Origin of the sequence: Acidovorax sp. A1169, from assembly GCF_030704685.1 — a bacterium.
GTDB lineage: Bacteria > Pseudomonadota > Gammaproteobacteria > Burkholderiales > Burkholderiaceae_C > Acidovorax.
Genome location: NZ_JAUZDX010000018.1, coordinates 55,163 through 69,824, shown reverse-complemented (window position 1 = coordinate 69,824; position 14,662 = coordinate 55,163). Strand labels below are relative to the sequence as shown.

Here is a 14,662-nt window from a genome sequence, read left to right as displayed (position 1 = left end):
TGGGATGGCTTTTATCGATCCGTTGCCAGGTTTCACCCGATTGAAACTGGCGTGACCTAGGCCAGTGCCCCCGCGCAAGGGCCGCCCCGCCGCGAAGGCGGCGTATCCAGCGCTTGCGCTGGGGGCGTCCCCCTTCAAGGGGGAAGGCGCGAAGCGACTCAGGGGGTTACCTTTTCCTTCCACCGAAGACGCTGCCAAGCACGCCACGCAGGATTTCTTTGCCCAGCGAGGTGCCCATGGTGCGCACCGCCGACTTGGCCATGGTCTGCGCCAGGCCGTCGCGCTTGCCGCCGCGCGGGCCGGTGGAGCCGAACAGCACATCGTTCAGGCCGCCCAGCAGGCCTCCGCCTTCTTCTGCAGGCGCCGCCACCGAGCCCTTGCCTGCGGGCGTCGCCTGTGCCGTAGCGTCTGCAGTGCGGCCCTTGAGCTTTTCATAGGCCGATTCGCGGTCCACCACCTTTTCGTACACGCCGGCCACGAGCGAGCTGGCCATCAGCGCCTGGCGCTGCTGCGGCGTGATGGGGCCCAGCTGGCTGCCCGGCGGCAGCACAAAGACGCGCTCGGTCACGCTGGGGCGGCCCTTGGCGTCGAGAAAACTGATCAGCGCCTCGCCCACGGCCAGTTCGGTGATGGCGGTTTCGATATCCAGGCCCGGCTTTTGCCGCATGGTGGTGGCCGTGGCCTTCACGGCCTTCTGGTCGCGCGGCGTGAAGGCGCGCAGCGCATGCTGCACGCGGTTGCCCAGTTGGGCCAGCACCGTGTCGGGGATATCGAGCGGGTTCTGCGTCACGAAGTACACGCCCACGCCTTTGGAGCGCACCAGGCGCACCACCAGCTCGATGCGCTCGACCAGCACCTTGGGCGCCTCGTTGAACAAGAGGTGGGCCTCGTCGAAGAAGAACACCAGCTTGGGCTGCTCGGGGTCGCCGATCTCGGGCAACTGCTCGAACAGCTCGGACAGCATCCACAAGAGGAAGGTGGCGTACAGGCGCGGCGAATTCATGAGCTTGTCGGCCGCCAGGATGTTGACCACGCCCTGGCCATCGACGGTCTGCATGAAGTCCTGGATGTTGAGCATGGGCTCGCCGAAGAACTGCGTGCCGCCCTGCTGCTCGATCTGCAGCAGCCCGCGCTGGATGGCGCCCACACTGGCCGCACTCACGTTGCCGTACTCGGTCGTGAATTCCTTGCCGTTGTCGCCCACATACTGCAGCATGGCGCGCAGGTCCTTGAGGTCCAGCAGCAGCATGCCGTTGTCGTCGGCTATCTTGAACACGAGGTTGAGCACGCCCAATTGCGTCTCATTGAGGTTGAGCATGCGCCCCAGCAGCAGCGGCCCCATGTCCGACACCGTGGCGCGCACCGGGTGGCCCTGCTCGCCGAACACGTCCCAGAGCGTGGTGGGGCAAGCCAGGGGGGCGGGCAGGTCCAGCCCACGCTCCTTGAGCGTGGCGGACAGCTTCTCGCCGATCTTGCCGGGCTGGCTGGCCCCGGTGAGGTCGCCCTTGACGTCGGCCATGAACACCGGCACCCCGATGCGCGAGAAATTCTCGGCCAGAGTCTGCAGTGTCACCGTCTTGCCGGTGCCTGTGGCACCCGTGATGAGCCCGTGGCGGTTGGCCAGGCCCGGTAGCAGATGGCATTCGGTGGTGTCGTGCTTGGCAATCAGAAGTGGGTCAGCCATTTGGGGTTTCCTCGGGGATGCGGGTCGGGCAAAAAGTAAAATCGCGCTCAGTAGATTAAATCAATACAAAAGGACTTCCCGTGGCAGGACACAGCAAATGGGCGAATATCCAGCACCGCAAGGGGCGGCAGGATGAAAAACGCGGCAAGATCTGGACCCGCATCATTCGCGAAATCACCGTGGCGGCCCGTTCGGGCGGCGGGGACCTGTCTGCCAACCCCCGCCTGCGCCTGGCGGTGGACAAGGCCAAGGCGGCCAACATGCCGGCCGACCGCATCAAATACAACATCGACAAGGCCACCGGCAACGCCGAGGGCCTGACCTACGAGGAAATCCGCTACGAAGGCTATGGCATCGGTGGCGTGGCCATCATGATCGACACCATGACCGACAACCGCGTGCGCACGGTGGCCGAGGTGCGCCATGCCTTCAGCAAGCACGGTGGCAGCATGGGCACCGAGGGTTCGGTGGTGTTCCAGTTCAAGCACTGCGGCCAGCTGATCTTTGCGCCGGGCACCGACGAGGACAAGGTCATGGAAGTGGCGCTCGACGCCGGCGCCGAGGACGTGCTGACCGATGGGGACGGCGCCATCGAGGTGCTGACCGCGCCGGCCGACTTTGAGGCCGTGAAGAACGCCCTGGAGGCCGCAGGCCTGACGCCCGAGGTGTCCGAGGTCACCATGCGCGCTGAAAACACCATCGAGCTGGAGGGCGAAGACGCCGTGCGGATGCAAAAATTGCTCGATGTCCTGGAAGACCTGGACGATGCCCAGGAGATCTACCACAACGCTGCGCTCTGAAACGCTGCCACGATTGAATTCACAACACTGTCCCTGTAACAGCCGTTTGGCCGGTTGCAGACAGGTTCTAATAGGCTGGTATGAAGGTTCTTGTAATTGGTGGCGGCGGCCGTGAACACGCAATGGCCTGGAAGCTCAGCCAATCTCCCAAGGTCACCAAGGTGTTCGTGGCGCCAGGCAACGGCGGCACGGCCCTGAACTCCAAGCTGGAGAACGTGGCAATCACCGACGTGCGCGAGCTGCGCATCTGGGCTCAGGCCGAGAAGATCAGCCTTAGCGTGGTGGGCCCCGAGGCGCCTCTGGCCGCTGGCGTGGTCGACGAATTCCGCGCGCATGGTCTGCGCGTGTTCGGCCCCACGCAGGCGGCCGCACAGCTCGAAAGCTCCAAGGCCTTCTCCAAGGCCTTCATGCGCCGCCATGGCATCCCCACGGCGGACTACGACACCTTCACCGACCCGGTGGCGGCCCATGCCTTCGTGGACCGCCTGGGCGCGCCCATCGTCATCAAGGCCGACGGCCTGGCGGCCGGCAAGGGCGTGGTCGTGGCCATGACGCTGAAAGAGGCGCACGATGCTGTCGATTTCATGCTGGTGGACAACAAGTACGGCGTGACCCACAACGAGGGGGGCGCCCGCGTGGTGATCGAAGCCTTCCTCGAAGGCGAAGAAGCCTCCTTCATCGTGCTGTGCGATGGCAAGAACGTGCTGGCCCTGGCCACCAGCCAGGACCACAAGCGCCTCAAGGACGGCGACGAAGGCCCCAACACCGGCGGCATGGGCGCGTATTCGCCCGCGCCCGTGGTCACGGCCGACGTGCATGCCCGCGCCATGCGCGAGATCATCCTGCCCACCATCCGTGGCATGGAAAAGGATGGCATCCCCTACACCGGTTTCCTCTATGCCGGGCTGATGATCGACGCCAAGGGCCAGCCCAAGACGCTCGAATTCAACTGCCGCATGGGCGACCCCGAGACCCAGCCCATTTTGATGCGCCTGAAAAGCGACCTGGCCGACGTGCTGGGTGCCGGCGTGGACGGCAAGCTCGACCAGATCGAGCTGCAGTGGGACCGCCGCACCGCGCTGGGCGTGGTGATGGCCGCCCACGGCTACCCCGAGAACCCGCGCAAGGGCGACACCATCACCGGCCTGCCGGCCGATGCGGACGACGCCGTGGCCTTTCATGCGGGCACGGACTTGAAGGACGGCGTGGTCAGCGTCACGGGCGGCCGCGTGCTGTGCGTGACGGTGCTGGCCGACAGCGTCAAGCAGGCGCAGCAGCGCGCCTACGACGTGGCGCGCAACATCCACTTCGACGGCGCGCAATACCGCCGTGACATCGGCTTTCGCGCCCTCAAAGGCTGATGTCGGTTGACTCCCTGAACACCGCCGCCACGGTGGAGCGCGTGCGCAGCTACCTGCGGGGGCTGCAGCTGCGCATCACAGACGCCCTGGAGGCCGTGGAAGGCGAGGGCGGGGCCCGCTTTCTGGCCGATGCCTGGCGCAAGGCGCCCGGTGAGGCGCTGCAGGGCGATGGCGTGACGCGCATCCTCGAAGGCGGGCGCGTGTTCGAGCGCGCAGGCTGCGGCTTTTCGCATGTGCGCGGGCCGCTCTTGCCGCCATCGGCCACGCAGCACCGGCCCGAGCTGGCGGGTGCGCCGTTCGAGGCCATGGGCGTGTCGCTGGTGTTCCATCCGCGCAACCCCTATGTGCCCACGGTGCACATGAACGTGCGCATGATCGCCGCAGGCCACCCCGGGCAGGCGCCCACCTGCTGGTTCGGCGGGGGCATGGACCTCACGCCGTACTACGGCTTCGAGGACGATGCGGTGCACTTTCACCGCACCTGCCGCGATGCGCTGCAGCCCTTTGGCGACGACAAGTACCCGCGCTTCAAGCAGTGGTGCGACGAATACTTCTTCCTCAAGCACCGCAACGAGCAGCGCGGCGTGGGCGGGGTGTTCTTCGACGATTTCTCGGAGCTGGGGTTCGACCAGAGCCTGGCCATGACGCAATCGGTGGGCGATGCCTTTCTGTCCGCCTATTTGCCCATCGTCGAAAAGCGCCAGGGCATGCCCCATGGCGAGCGCGAGCGCGCGTTCCAGCTCTACCGCCGTGGCCGCTATGTGGAGTTCAACCTGGTGTGGGACCGGGGCACGCATTTCGGCCTGCAATCGGGTGGGCGCACCGAGTCCATCCTGCTGTCCATGCCGCCGCTGGTGTCGTGGTCGTACCAGCGCCAGGAGGGCGCCGATTCGGCCGAAGCGGCGCTGGCCGAGCGCTTCCTGGTGCGGCGCGATTGGCTTGTGGATACGCCCTGAAACGACCGTTGTCTGCAAAAAGCTATAATTTCAATAGCTGCACGCGCTTTCGGCGCCAGCAGCGAAGGGCTCCAACGCCCTTTCTCGCCTGAGCGCCGCCGCGCAACACCCAAGGCCCAGCCCACTGGCTGCACGCCCCGTTGCGCGCTATATTGATTCCATTCCTCATAAATCACCGCCTGATGACCACATCCACCAAATCGGAAACCGCCGCCAAGAAAGACGTCACCAAACTCCAGCGCGCCATCGTCGATGGCCTGGAAGACGTCAAGGCGCAAGACATCCAGGTCTTCAACACCGAGCATCTCTCGCCGCTGTTTGAACGGGTCATCGTGGCATCGGGTACCTCCAACCGCCAGACCAAGGCGCTGGCCGCCAGCGTGCGCGACGCGGTGAAGGAAGCCGGCTTTTCCAAGCCGCGCATCGAAGGCGAAGACAACGGCGAATGGATCATCGTGGACTGCGGCGCCGCCGTGGCGCACATCATGCAGCCCGCCATCCGCCAGTACTACCGCCTGGAAGAGCTCTGGGGCGAAATACCTGTGCGCCTGAAGCTCGGCGCGGCCAAGCCGGCATCGTCGGCAGCCACCGAACTGGCCGAGAAGAAGTCGGCCCAGAAGGCCGCGAAGTCGGATGCCAAGTCGGCCGCCAAGAGCGGTACTTCGGCACGCCCTGCGGCCAAGAAGTCTGCAGCACCTGCCAAGTCGGCAGCGCGCCCCGCCGCCAAGTCGGCAGCCAGGCCCGCACCGGCTGCGGCCAAGCCAGCAGCCAAGGCGCCCGCCAAGGCACCGAGCCGCGCCCCCGCGAAGTCCGGCGCTGCCGCCAAGGCCGCACCAGGCAAGACCGCAGCGAAGACCAGTCCTGCAGCCAAGAAGCCCGCCGCCACCAAGGCACCGATCAAGACCATCGTGGTCAAGCCATCGGTGCCGCGCAGCAAGGCCAATGCCGAGGCTGCCAAGCCCGCTTCGCGCGGTGGTGCACGGCCGGCGGCCAAGGCCCCAGCCAAGAGGGCGCCCGGCCGCAAGTGAGGCGATGGAGCAGGGCTTCGGCCCGGCTCCCGCAACAATCTCCTGGCGCCTGAATTGCCATGAAACTGCTGATCGTGGCCGTGGGCCAGCGTGTGCCCGACTGGGCGCAGACCGCCTACGAGGACTATGCCAAGCGCTTCCCGTTCGAGATCAAGGTCGAGCTCAAGGCGGTGAAGACCGAGCCGCGCGGCTCCAAGACCATCGAAACGCTGTACGCCGCCGAGCGTGAGCGCATCGAGGCCGCCATTCCCCGGGGCACCCGCGTGGTCGCGCTCGACGAGCGCGGCACCAACCTCACCACCAAGGCCCTGGCCGAGCGGCTCAAGGGCTGGCAGCTGGGCGGGGACGACGTGGCCCTGGTCATCGGCGGGCCCGACGGGCTCGACCCGGGCTTTCGCCAGGCCGCGCACGAGCGCATCCGCCTGTCCGACCTGACGCTGCCGCACGCCATGGTGCGCGTGTTGCTCATCGAGCAGCTGTACCGTGCCTGGTCCGTGAATGCGGGCCACCCCTACCACCGGGAATGATGTCCCGGGCGTGATTTGCTACCGATTGCGTAGCAAGGAATGATAGGAATTCGCGGTTCTACTGCGCGTTCTTGGTTATCCTTCATCCACCATGCCGGACTTCATCTACCTCGCCTCCCAAAGCCCCCGCCGCCGCCAATTGCTTGACCAGCTGGGCGTGCGCCATGAACTGCTGGTGCCCAATGTGGACGGCGACATGGGCGAGGATGCCGAGGCCATCGAGGAAGTTCACCCTGGCGAGGTGCCTACGGCCTACGTGCAGCGCGTCACCGGCCTCAAGCTCGATGCGGCCATGGCGCGCCGCGCGCGCCGGGGCCTGCCCGAGGCGCCCATCCTGTGCTCCGACACCACGGTGGCCCTGGGCCGCGCCATCTACGGCAAGCCCGACGATGCCGCGCATGCCGGGCGCATGCTGACAGAGCTGGCGGGGCGCACGCACCGCGTGCTCACGGCCGTGGCGCTGCAGATGGGCACGCGGCGCGTGGCGGCGCTGTCGGTCTCGCGCGTCACCTTCGCGGCGCTCACGCCGCAGCAGGTCGATGACTACGTGAACACCGGCGAACCCCTGGGCAAGGCCGGTGCCTATGGCGTGCAGGGCCGCGCGGCGGCCTTCATTCCCCAACTGAGCGGCAGCTATTCGGGCATCATGGGCCTGCCCATGTACGAGACGGCGCAGCTGCTGCGTGCAGCCGGGTTCCCCGTTTGAAGAACAAGAACCACTGACCGACCATGCAACAAGACATCCTCATCAACTGGTCGCCGCAGGAGACCCGCGTGGCCATCGTGGAGCACGGCGCGGTGCAGGAGCTGCACATCGAGCGCACGCTGGAGCGCGGCCTGGTGGGCAACGTCTACCTGGGCAAGGTCTCGCGCGTGCTGCCGGGCATGCAGTCGGCCTTCATCGACATCGGCCTGGAGCGCGCCGCCTTTCTGCACGTGGCCGACGTCTGGCAGCGCCAGCCTGATGGCGAGCCGCCAGCGTTCGCGCGCAAGGGCGAGCCGCAGGTGCCCATCGAAAAGCAGGTGTTCGAGGGGCAGTCGCTCATGGTGCAGGTCATCAAGGACCCCATTGGAACCAAGGGCGCGCGCCTGTCCACGCAGATCAGCATTGCCGGGCGCCTGCTGGTCTTTTTGCCGCAGGACGACCATGTCGGCGTGTCGCAGAAGATCCCCTCGGCCGAGCGCGATGCCTTGCGTGCCCGCCTGCAGGCCATGGTGGGCGACAAAGCCACGGGTGGTGGCGGCGGCTTCATCCTGCGCACCAATGGCGAGGATTCGACCGACGCCGAGTTGGCCGAGGACATCGCCTACCTGCGCAAGACCTGGGCGCGCATCAAGGACGCATCGCTGCGGCTACCGCCCATGTCGCTGCTGCACCAGGACCTCGACCTGCTGCAGCGCGTGCTGCGCGACCTGGTGGGCGACCACACGCAGACCATCCGCCTCGACTCGCTCGAGCAGTACCAGCGCCTGCGCGCCTTCGGGCAGGAGTTCATGCCGGCCGCCGCGCCCAAGCTGCAGCACTACAAGGGCGAGCGCCCCATCTTCGACCTGTACTCCATCGACGAAGAGGTGGCCAAGGCCCTGGGCCGGCGCGTGGATCTCAAATCGGGCGGCTACCTCATCGTCGACCAGACCGAGGCGCTCACCACCATCGACGTGAACACCGGCGGCTATGTGGGTGCGCGCAACTTCGACGACACCATCTTCAAGACCAACCTGGAGGCCGCCCAGGCCATCGCCCGCCAGCTGCGCCTGCGCAACCTGGGCGGCATCATCATCGTGGACTTCATCGACATGGTGCAGGGCGGCCACCAGGAGGCTGTGCTCTCCGAGTTCAAGAAGCAGCTCGGGCGCGACCGCGTGAAGACCATGGCCGGCGGTTTCTCGCAGCTGGGCCTGGTGGAGATGACGCGCAAGCGCACCCGCGAATCCCTGGCCCACATGCTGTGCGAGCCCTGCGAGGCCTGCCAGGGCAAGGGCAGCGTGAAGACCGCGCGCAGCGTGTGCTACGACATCCTGCGCGAGATACTGCGCGAGGCACGCCAGTTCAACCCGCGCGAGTTCCGCGTGGTCGCCTCGGCGCGCGTTGTGGAGCTGTTCCTCGACGAGGAAAGCCAGCATCTGGCGGGCCTGTCGGACTTCATCGGCAAGCCGATTTCGCTGCAGTCCGAAAGCGCGATGGGGCAGGAGCAGTACGACATCGTGCTGCTGTAGCGGCCAATCCACGTTGGATGACCCTGGCCTCCCGGCATCTGCCGGACTGAATCGCCCCGGGGCGATTCATGTAGTGAACCTCTTTGGGTCCTGTGTATGGGCTGGCGCTCATCATGAAAATCTCCTGGTTGCGAGTGCTGTCTGTGCAGCCGGTCGGCGACGCGAGCTGGTGCGACGCGATGTATCAAAGCGCCTGCGGCAGTCTCACTGAGACAGCAGCCGCACGAAGTTGCCTTCGAGCCAAATAGTTCCCTCGAACAGCGGCCGCCTCTGGCGGACGCACCGAGGCGCGAAGCGACTCAGGGGGGGCACTTCAAGCCGTTGCCTTGCGCATGGCCCCCAGCCCATACGCTTCGCCGAACTGCTGCACCGACATGGGCCGGGCGAAGAGATAGCCCTGGGCCTCGCCGCAGTGCTCGCTGCGCAGGCGCTCGCGCTGCGCCTCGGTCTCCACGCCTTCGGCAATGGTCTTGAGGTCGAAACTGCGCGCCATGTCCAAGATGGCGCGCACCACCGAGGCCTCGCGCCGCGACTCCAGCATGCCCTGCACGAAGGCGCGGTCGATCTTGATGCGCGTGAGTGGGTAGCTGGTGAGCAGGCTCAGCGATGCATAGCCGGTGCCGAAGTCGTCGAAGGCGATGCCCACGCCCTGGTCGCGCAGGCGGCGCAGCATGCCGGGCACCACGTCGTCGTGGTCGAGCACGATGTTCTCGGTGATCTCCAGCTCCAGCGCATCGGGTGGCAGGCCGTGGCGCGCCAGGGTGTCCATGACCTCGGTGGCCAGGTCGCCCACGCGGAACTGCACGCCGAACAGGTTCACGCCCATGCGCAGGGCAGGGGCGCCGTTGCGCCGCCAGTAGGCCGCCTGCGCGCAGGCCTCGTCCAGGATCCACGAGCCCACGCTGGCGGCCAGGGGGCCGCCCTCCAGCGCGGGCAGAAAGGCAGAGGGCGCCAGCAGGCCGCGCTGTGGGTGCTGCCAGCGTATCAGTGCCTCGGCGCCCGAGAGCGAGCCATCTTCCAGGTGCACCTGGGGCTGGTAGAACAGCACCAGCTCGCCCTTGTCCACCGCGCGGTCGAGCTCCATGCCGTACAGGCGCCGGGCCACCGCCGCCATGCGCAGGGCAGGCACGAAGACGAAGCTGCGCCCGCGCCCCTCGGTCTTGGCCTGCGACAGGGCCAGGTCGGCGTTGCCGACCAGTTCCAGTGCCTCGTGGGCCTGCAGGGGCGCGACGGAGACACCGCAACTGGCACCCACGCGCACCTCGTGCCCTGCGATGGCAATGGGTTGGTGGATGGCGCTGATGGCGCGCTGGGCGAACTGGTTGGCGGCACCGGCATCGCCCACGCCGGGCAGCAGCAGGGCGAATTCGTCGCCCCCCAGCCGCGCGGCGATGGCCCCGCGGCTCAGGTGGGCCTCGAACAGCGCATGGCCCGCCAGCCGTGCCAGGCGCCGCGCCACATCCTGCAGGATGCCGTCGCCCACGGCGTGGCCCAGCGTGTCGTTCACGTCCCTGAAACCGTCAAGGTCCAGCATCAGCACGGCGGCAGTAACATCCGGCGAAGGGCTGAGCAGGGCCTCCTGCACGCGGCGGTAGAAGCAGGTGCGGTTGGCCAGCCCGGTCAGTGGGTCGCTGCTGGCCTGGCGGCGCAGCTCATCCTCTTCGCGCCGCTGGGCCGTCAGGTCCTTGAGCACCGCCTCGAAGCGCAGGCGCCCGTTGTGGCGCCAGATGAACAGCGCAATCCCCAAGAGGAAATGCGTGCAGTCCTTGCGCCGCCCGCACACTTCGGTGGGGATCTGCAGGTCCTGCATCGAGGCCGCCGCTACCGCGCGCGCAATCCCCTCGCGCAAGGTGGCATGCTCCTGCTCGGCCAGCAGCAGGTCCAGCGGCTGGCCCACGCATTCGGCCGGGTGGTAGCCGTGCAGCGCTGCGGCGGCGGTGTTGATGGCCACGACGCGCCGCTGCTCGTCGAACCAGACCACCGGCGTGGTGGAGTTGCCTGCGTACTCGTCGAACGAGGGCCGCGTGCGCTCGGACGAGGTCTCGATGCGGTGCAGCTCCAGCCGGTCGGAGGCCATGCGCGCCAGCTCGCGCAGGCGCTCCTGGTCTTCTGCGCTGAAGTCGTCGTGGGGGCGGTCATCGAGCACGCACAGCGCGCCCATGGCATGGCCCTCGGGCGAGAGCAGGGGCACGCCGGCGTAAAAGCGCACGTTGGACGGCCCGGTGACCAGGGGGTTGTCGTGAAAGCGCTCGTCCTGCAGGGTATCGGGCACCACCATCACCCCGTTTTGGGTGATGGCGTGGGCGCAGAAGGACACGTCGCGGCCCATGTCCATGGTCCCTGCGCCCACGTTGGCGGCGAAGAACACATGGTCGCTGCCGATCATGTTCACGGCCGACACGGGCATGCCGAACATGCGTGCCGCGATGCGCACCACCGGGTCCAGGCTGGGCAGCGCCTGCTCGCCTTCGAGGCCATGGTCTGCCAGGGCCTGCAGCCGAGCCTTCTCGGTCAGCAGGGTAGGGGGGCACTTCATGTGAGCCTCCAGGTCGGGTTGCCAGGTCTCTGCCCCCGGAGACGCATGCCACGTCCCCCAAAAAAACCGCTCGTCATGCTCCGCGCTGTAAGACAGCGCTGACAGAACCGGGCGGTTCCGGGAAGAGGTAGTGATCTGCCTGAACTTCTACCACGGGCGGCTCAAAACGCCGCCATGTTTATTGCCACGCACCTGTGTGTTCCAGGCCGATATCACGAACCGCAACTGCCCGCGCACGCCGGGGCGTGCCGGCTTTGCGTGCCCCGGCCGTCCACGGTGTAGCTGTCAAACGGGATCACCGCCTCCACCCGGCCGTCGCCCAGCGGCTGCACGTCGAGCACCATCTGCGCCTGCACCATGCTATGGGGCTGCAAATCCGGCAAAAACTGTCCTCGCTGAGGCCGATTTTCGCTATCGGCGCTCCAAGTCCGACAGCCTCCTAGCCCGTAGGCCAGCGAGCGGCGGCGCGGGTTCACCCGCGCGCTGTTGGCCAGGCATGTGGGTTGCGCTCCCGGTGGTGCAGCCGCTGCGGGCGGTCACCGGGTGCGTTCGGTGGGCGTGCTGCAAGTGCGCGATGGTCTGGGGGCGCGCTCGGGGCGTCAAGAGAAATAGTGGCACAGGACCTGCCGCCAGCGCCGTGCAATTCAAAACTAGCCAAGCACCCCCTGTTTCGAATAATGCGAGCAACACCCAACAACCGGGAGGGAACCACCATGGCAGCACGGCACAAGAAAACCAGCCCCCTGGAGGACATGATGGACCTCGTTGCCCTGCTGCCCTGGTGGGCCGGCCTGGGGCTGGCGGTGGTGTTCTACCTGGTGCTCAGTCCGCTGGCCGCGTCGTTCAGCCAGCCGGCGCCGGTCAAGCCCGGCCAGATCGGCGCGATGGTACAGGGTGCGCTGCTCGGCGGGCTGGCCATGGTGGGCCAGTACGTGGTGCCCATGGTCTGCCTGGCGGGCGCGGCCCTGTCTGGCTGGCGGCGCCGGCAGCGCCGGGCCCTGGTGGACGAGGTGGCGCAGGCCCCCGCGGCCAGCACCATCGACGGCATGTCCTGGGCCGAGTTCGAGATGCTGGTGGGCGAGGCCTACCGGCTGCAGGGCTTTCAGGTGACCGAGACGGGCGGTGGTGGGCCCGACGGCGGGGTGGACCTGGTGCTGACCCGGGGCGGAGAGAAGTTCTTCGTGCAGTGCAAGCACTGGAAGGCCTTCAAGGTGGGCGTGGAGACGGTGCGCGAACTCTACGGCGTGATGGCCGCGCGGGGGGCCACGGGCGGCTTCGTGGTGACATCGGGGCGCTTCACCAACGACGCGAGGCTCTTCACCCAGGGGCGCAACCTGCAACTGGTGGACGGGCCGCGCCTGCTGGCCATGCTCCAGCAGGCGCAGCAATCCCGGTCGGCGGTGGCGGCGGTCATTGCCGCCCATGGCGGGGTGCACCACGAACCGCCGGCACCCCCGTCCGTGCCATCGGGGCAGGCCGCCGCAGTCGCCCCGGCCGATGCCTCTGCGAGCGCCCAGCCAGGCTGCCCCAAGTGCGGCTGCGGAATGGTTCGCCGCATCGCGCGCACCGGCAACAACGCGGGGAACTCATTCTGGGGCTGCTCCACCTTCCCGGCGTGCCGCGGGGTGCGGCAGGTGGATTAAACGGCGCCTTCGATGCGGTTCGGGCAGCGCGTTCAGCGAACGGCCGCGCCTCCGCCCGCAGGGCCACTGGCCTCGGATTGTCCCGAGCGGTCCGGCTGGGCCGGTGCTGAAATGTCGGACAGGGAAGCGGCCACGTCCAGGGCCTCACCGCGTTCCTTCACCGCCACGTCGCCCAGCGAAAGAATGCCCACCAGGCGCTGGTCGCCGTCCAGCACCGGCAGGCGGCGGATCTGTGCGCGCGACATCTGCTGCAGCGCGGCATCGATCGATTCCCCCTCGCTGGTCGATTCCACGTCGCTGCTCATCACGTCCTTGAGCTGCGTGGTCCCGGCATTGCGGTCCTGCGCCACCGAGCGCAACACGATGTCGCGGTCGGTCACCATGCCCACCAGCCGATCACCTTCGCATACGGGGATGGCCCCCACGTTGAGCTCTTCCATGGCCTGGGCCGCCAGCACCACGCTGTCGGTAGGCGCCAGGCTGCGCACGCCACGGGTCATCACGTCGGATACGGTTGTCATGCGGGTTCTCCTTGAGGGCAAAGGGTCCAATTTATGCCGGCGCTCCGGTGGCGTCTGTAGGAGCACAAGCTTTTCGCGCGCGCTGCATACAAGGCTGCTGCACGACACACGTGAGATCGCGTGCAGGTTCTCCGCTACCCGCACGCCGAACAGGCTCTGGCGTTGCGCCAGGCGCCATGGCCTACACGCAGGGGGCTTGTCCGCAGGTACAAATGGCCCAGACACTGCCCCTGCCCGCCATGAAACTCTCCACCCTGTTCGACATCTGCAAAAAGACCGCCATGGCCTGGGTGGACGACTACGCCCCCAGCATGGGGGCCGCCATCTCCTACTACACGGCTTTTTCGATTGCGCCGCTGCTGGTCATCGTGATCGCCATCGCGGGCTACGTGTTTGGCGAGGAGGCCGTGCGCGGCGCGCTGCAGGGCCAGATATCGGGCTTGGTGGGCAGCGATGGCGCGGCTGCCATCCAGGGCCTGGTCAGCAGCGCCCGGGAGCCGGCCGAGGGCCTGGTCGCCAGCGGCATCAGCATCGTCTTCCTGGTCATTGGCGCGACCACGGTGTTCGCCGAGATCCAGAGCGCGCTCGACCGCATCTGGCATGTGCCCGAGAAGGCCAAGCCCAGCGGCCTGTGGGGCCTGCTGCGGGCGCGCTTTCTCTCCTTCGGGCTGATACTGGGGCTGGCCTTCCTGCTCATGGCATCGCTGGCCGTGAGTGCGGCGGTGGCGGCGCTGGGCACCTGGTTCTCGGCGCTGCTGCCGGGCTGGGAGATCGTGCTGCAGGTGCTCAACATGGCGCTCTCGGTGGTGGTGGAGACCCTGCTGTTTGCCATGATCTTCAAGCTCATGCCCTCCACCCGCATCGCCTGGAGCGATGTGTGGGTGGGAGCCGCCGTGACGGCGGCGCTATTCGAGCTGGGCAAGGTGCTGATCGGGCTGTACGTGGGCAAGGCCGGCATCAGCTCCACCTATGCTGCGGCCGGCTCCATCGCCATCATCCTGATCTGGGTGTACTACGCGGCGCAGATCTTCTTGCTGGGCGCCGAGTTCACCAAGGTGTATGCCACCGAATACGGCTCGCACCGCGATGCGCCCAAGACCCAGGCACCCGAAACCCCGGTGAAGAGCGAGGATCCCGTGCCTGAAGTGCCACCCCAGCCTGTGGGGTGGCCTGGCGACCCGGCCGGGGGCGCTGCTCGGCGGGGCGGCGATGGTGAGGACCTGCCGCTGGCCACGCGCATCGCCCTGGTCGCCGCGGTCGGGGGGCTGTTTGCGGCGCGCGCTGCCGTCGTGAAATGGATCGGTGGCAGAAAGCAGCGCGTGCGCCACGGCCATCGGTATTGTGGCGCGCGCCGCTTGTGGCCTTGGCCGGTCACTCGGTAGGTGGGGG

The 14,662-nt window shown here is 67.4% G+C and carries 13 protein-coding genes; 9 read left to right on the top strand and 4 right to left on the bottom strand.

Features of this window, described 5'->3' with window-relative positions; all coding sequences use genetic code 11:
• Positions 1-166 precede the first annotated feature (166 nt).
• A complete protein-coding gene (locus QYL93_RS24185; protein WP_305746045.1) occupies positions 167-1,684 on the bottom strand; it encodes a helicase HerA-like C-terminal domain-containing protein in 1,518 nt (505 codons plus the stop codon).
• Between the two features lie 80 nt (positions 1,685-1,764).
• Here QYL93_RS24185 and QYL93_RS24180 point away from each other — a divergent pair, with 80 nt between their 5' ends.
• The 7 genes from QYL93_RS24180 (at position 1,765) to rng (ending at position 8,573) form a co-directional block, all read left to right on the top strand.
• A complete protein-coding gene (locus tag QYL93_RS24180; protein WP_305746044.1) occupies positions 1,765-2,484 on the top strand; it encodes a YebC/PmpR family DNA-binding transcriptional regulator in 720 nt (239 codons plus the stop codon).
• 80 nt (positions 2,485-2,564) lie between these two features.
• Positions 2,565-3,845: a phosphoribosylamine--glycine ligase gene (gene purD / locus QYL93_RS24175; protein ID WP_305746043.1), complete on the top strand. Its 1,281-nt coding sequence runs from the start codon at positions 2,565-2,567 to the stop codon at positions 3,843-3,845.
• Complete coding sequence (gene hemF, locus QYL93_RS24170; protein ID WP_305746042.1) at positions 3,845-4,801, top strand: oxygen-dependent coproporphyrinogen oxidase; 957 nt, start codon at positions 3,845-3,847, stop codon at positions 4,799-4,801. The genes purD and hemF overlap by 1 nt, the downstream gene beginning before the upstream one ends.
• Before the next feature lie 182 nt (positions 4,802-4,983).
• The gene (gene rsfS, locus QYL93_RS24165; protein ID WP_305746041.1) at positions 4,984-5,829 is read left to right on the top strand and encodes a ribosome silencing factor; all 846 of its coding nucleotides are present in this window, start codon (positions 4,984-4,986) and stop codon (positions 5,827-5,829) included.
• 59 nt (positions 5,830-5,888) lie between these two features.
• A complete protein-coding gene (gene rlmH, locus QYL93_RS24160) occupies positions 5,889-6,356 on the top strand; it encodes a 23S rRNA (pseudouridine(1915)-N(3))-methyltransferase RlmH (RefSeq protein WP_305746040.1) in 468 nt (155 codons plus the stop codon).
• A 91-nt stretch (positions 6,357-6,447) separates the two neighbouring features.
• Positions 6,448-7,062, top strand: coding sequence for a nucleoside triphosphate pyrophosphatase (locus QYL93_RS24155; protein WP_057203174.1), 615 nt, complete (start codon positions 6,448-6,450; stop codon positions 7,060-7,062).
• A gap of 23 nt (positions 7,063-7,085) precedes the next feature.
• Positions 7,086-8,573, top strand: a complete 1,488-nt coding sequence (gene rng / locus QYL93_RS24150) for a ribonuclease G (RefSeq protein WP_305746039.1) — start codon at positions 7,086-7,088, stop codon at positions 8,571-8,573.
• Positions 8,574-8,886: 313 nt separating this feature from the next.
• On the opposite strand, the gene QYL93_RS24145 is transcribed toward rng, so the two are convergent.
• Both QYL93_RS24145 and QYL93_RS24140 read right to left on the bottom strand, forming a co-directional pair.
• The gene (locus QYL93_RS24145) at positions 8,887-11,109 is read right to left on the bottom strand and encodes a bifunctional diguanylate cyclase/phosphodiesterase (protein WP_305746038.1); all 2,223 of its coding nucleotides are present in this window, start codon (positions 11,107-11,109) and stop codon (positions 8,887-8,889) included.
• 212 nt (positions 11,110-11,321) lie between these two features.
• The gene (locus QYL93_RS24140; protein ID WP_305746037.1) at positions 11,322-11,468 is read right to left on the bottom strand and encodes a hypothetical protein; all 147 of its coding nucleotides are present in this window, start codon (positions 11,466-11,468) and stop codon (positions 11,322-11,324) included.
• Positions 11,469-11,822: 354 nt separating this feature from the next.
• Here QYL93_RS24140 and QYL93_RS24135 point away from each other — a divergent pair, with 354 nt between their 5' ends.
• On the top strand, positions 11,823-12,752 hold the full coding sequence (locus QYL93_RS24135) for a restriction endonuclease (RefSeq protein ID WP_305746036.1): 930 nt from the start codon (positions 11,823-11,825) through the stop codon (positions 12,750-12,752).
• Positions 12,753-12,784: 32 nt separating this feature from the next.
• Here QYL93_RS24135 and QYL93_RS24130 read toward each other — a convergent pair whose 3' ends face one another.
• Positions 12,785-13,273, bottom strand: a complete 489-nt coding sequence (locus tag QYL93_RS24130; RefSeq protein WP_305746035.1) for a CBS domain-containing protein — start codon at positions 13,271-13,273, stop codon at positions 12,785-12,787.
• A 239-nt stretch (positions 13,274-13,512) separates the two neighbouring features.
• Here QYL93_RS24130 and QYL93_RS24125 point away from each other — a divergent pair, with 239 nt between their 5' ends.
• A complete protein-coding gene (locus QYL93_RS24125; protein ID WP_305746034.1) occupies positions 13,513-14,655 on the top strand; it encodes a YihY/virulence factor BrkB family protein in 1,143 nt (380 codons plus the stop codon).
• Positions 14,656-14,662: the final 7 nt, after the last annotated feature.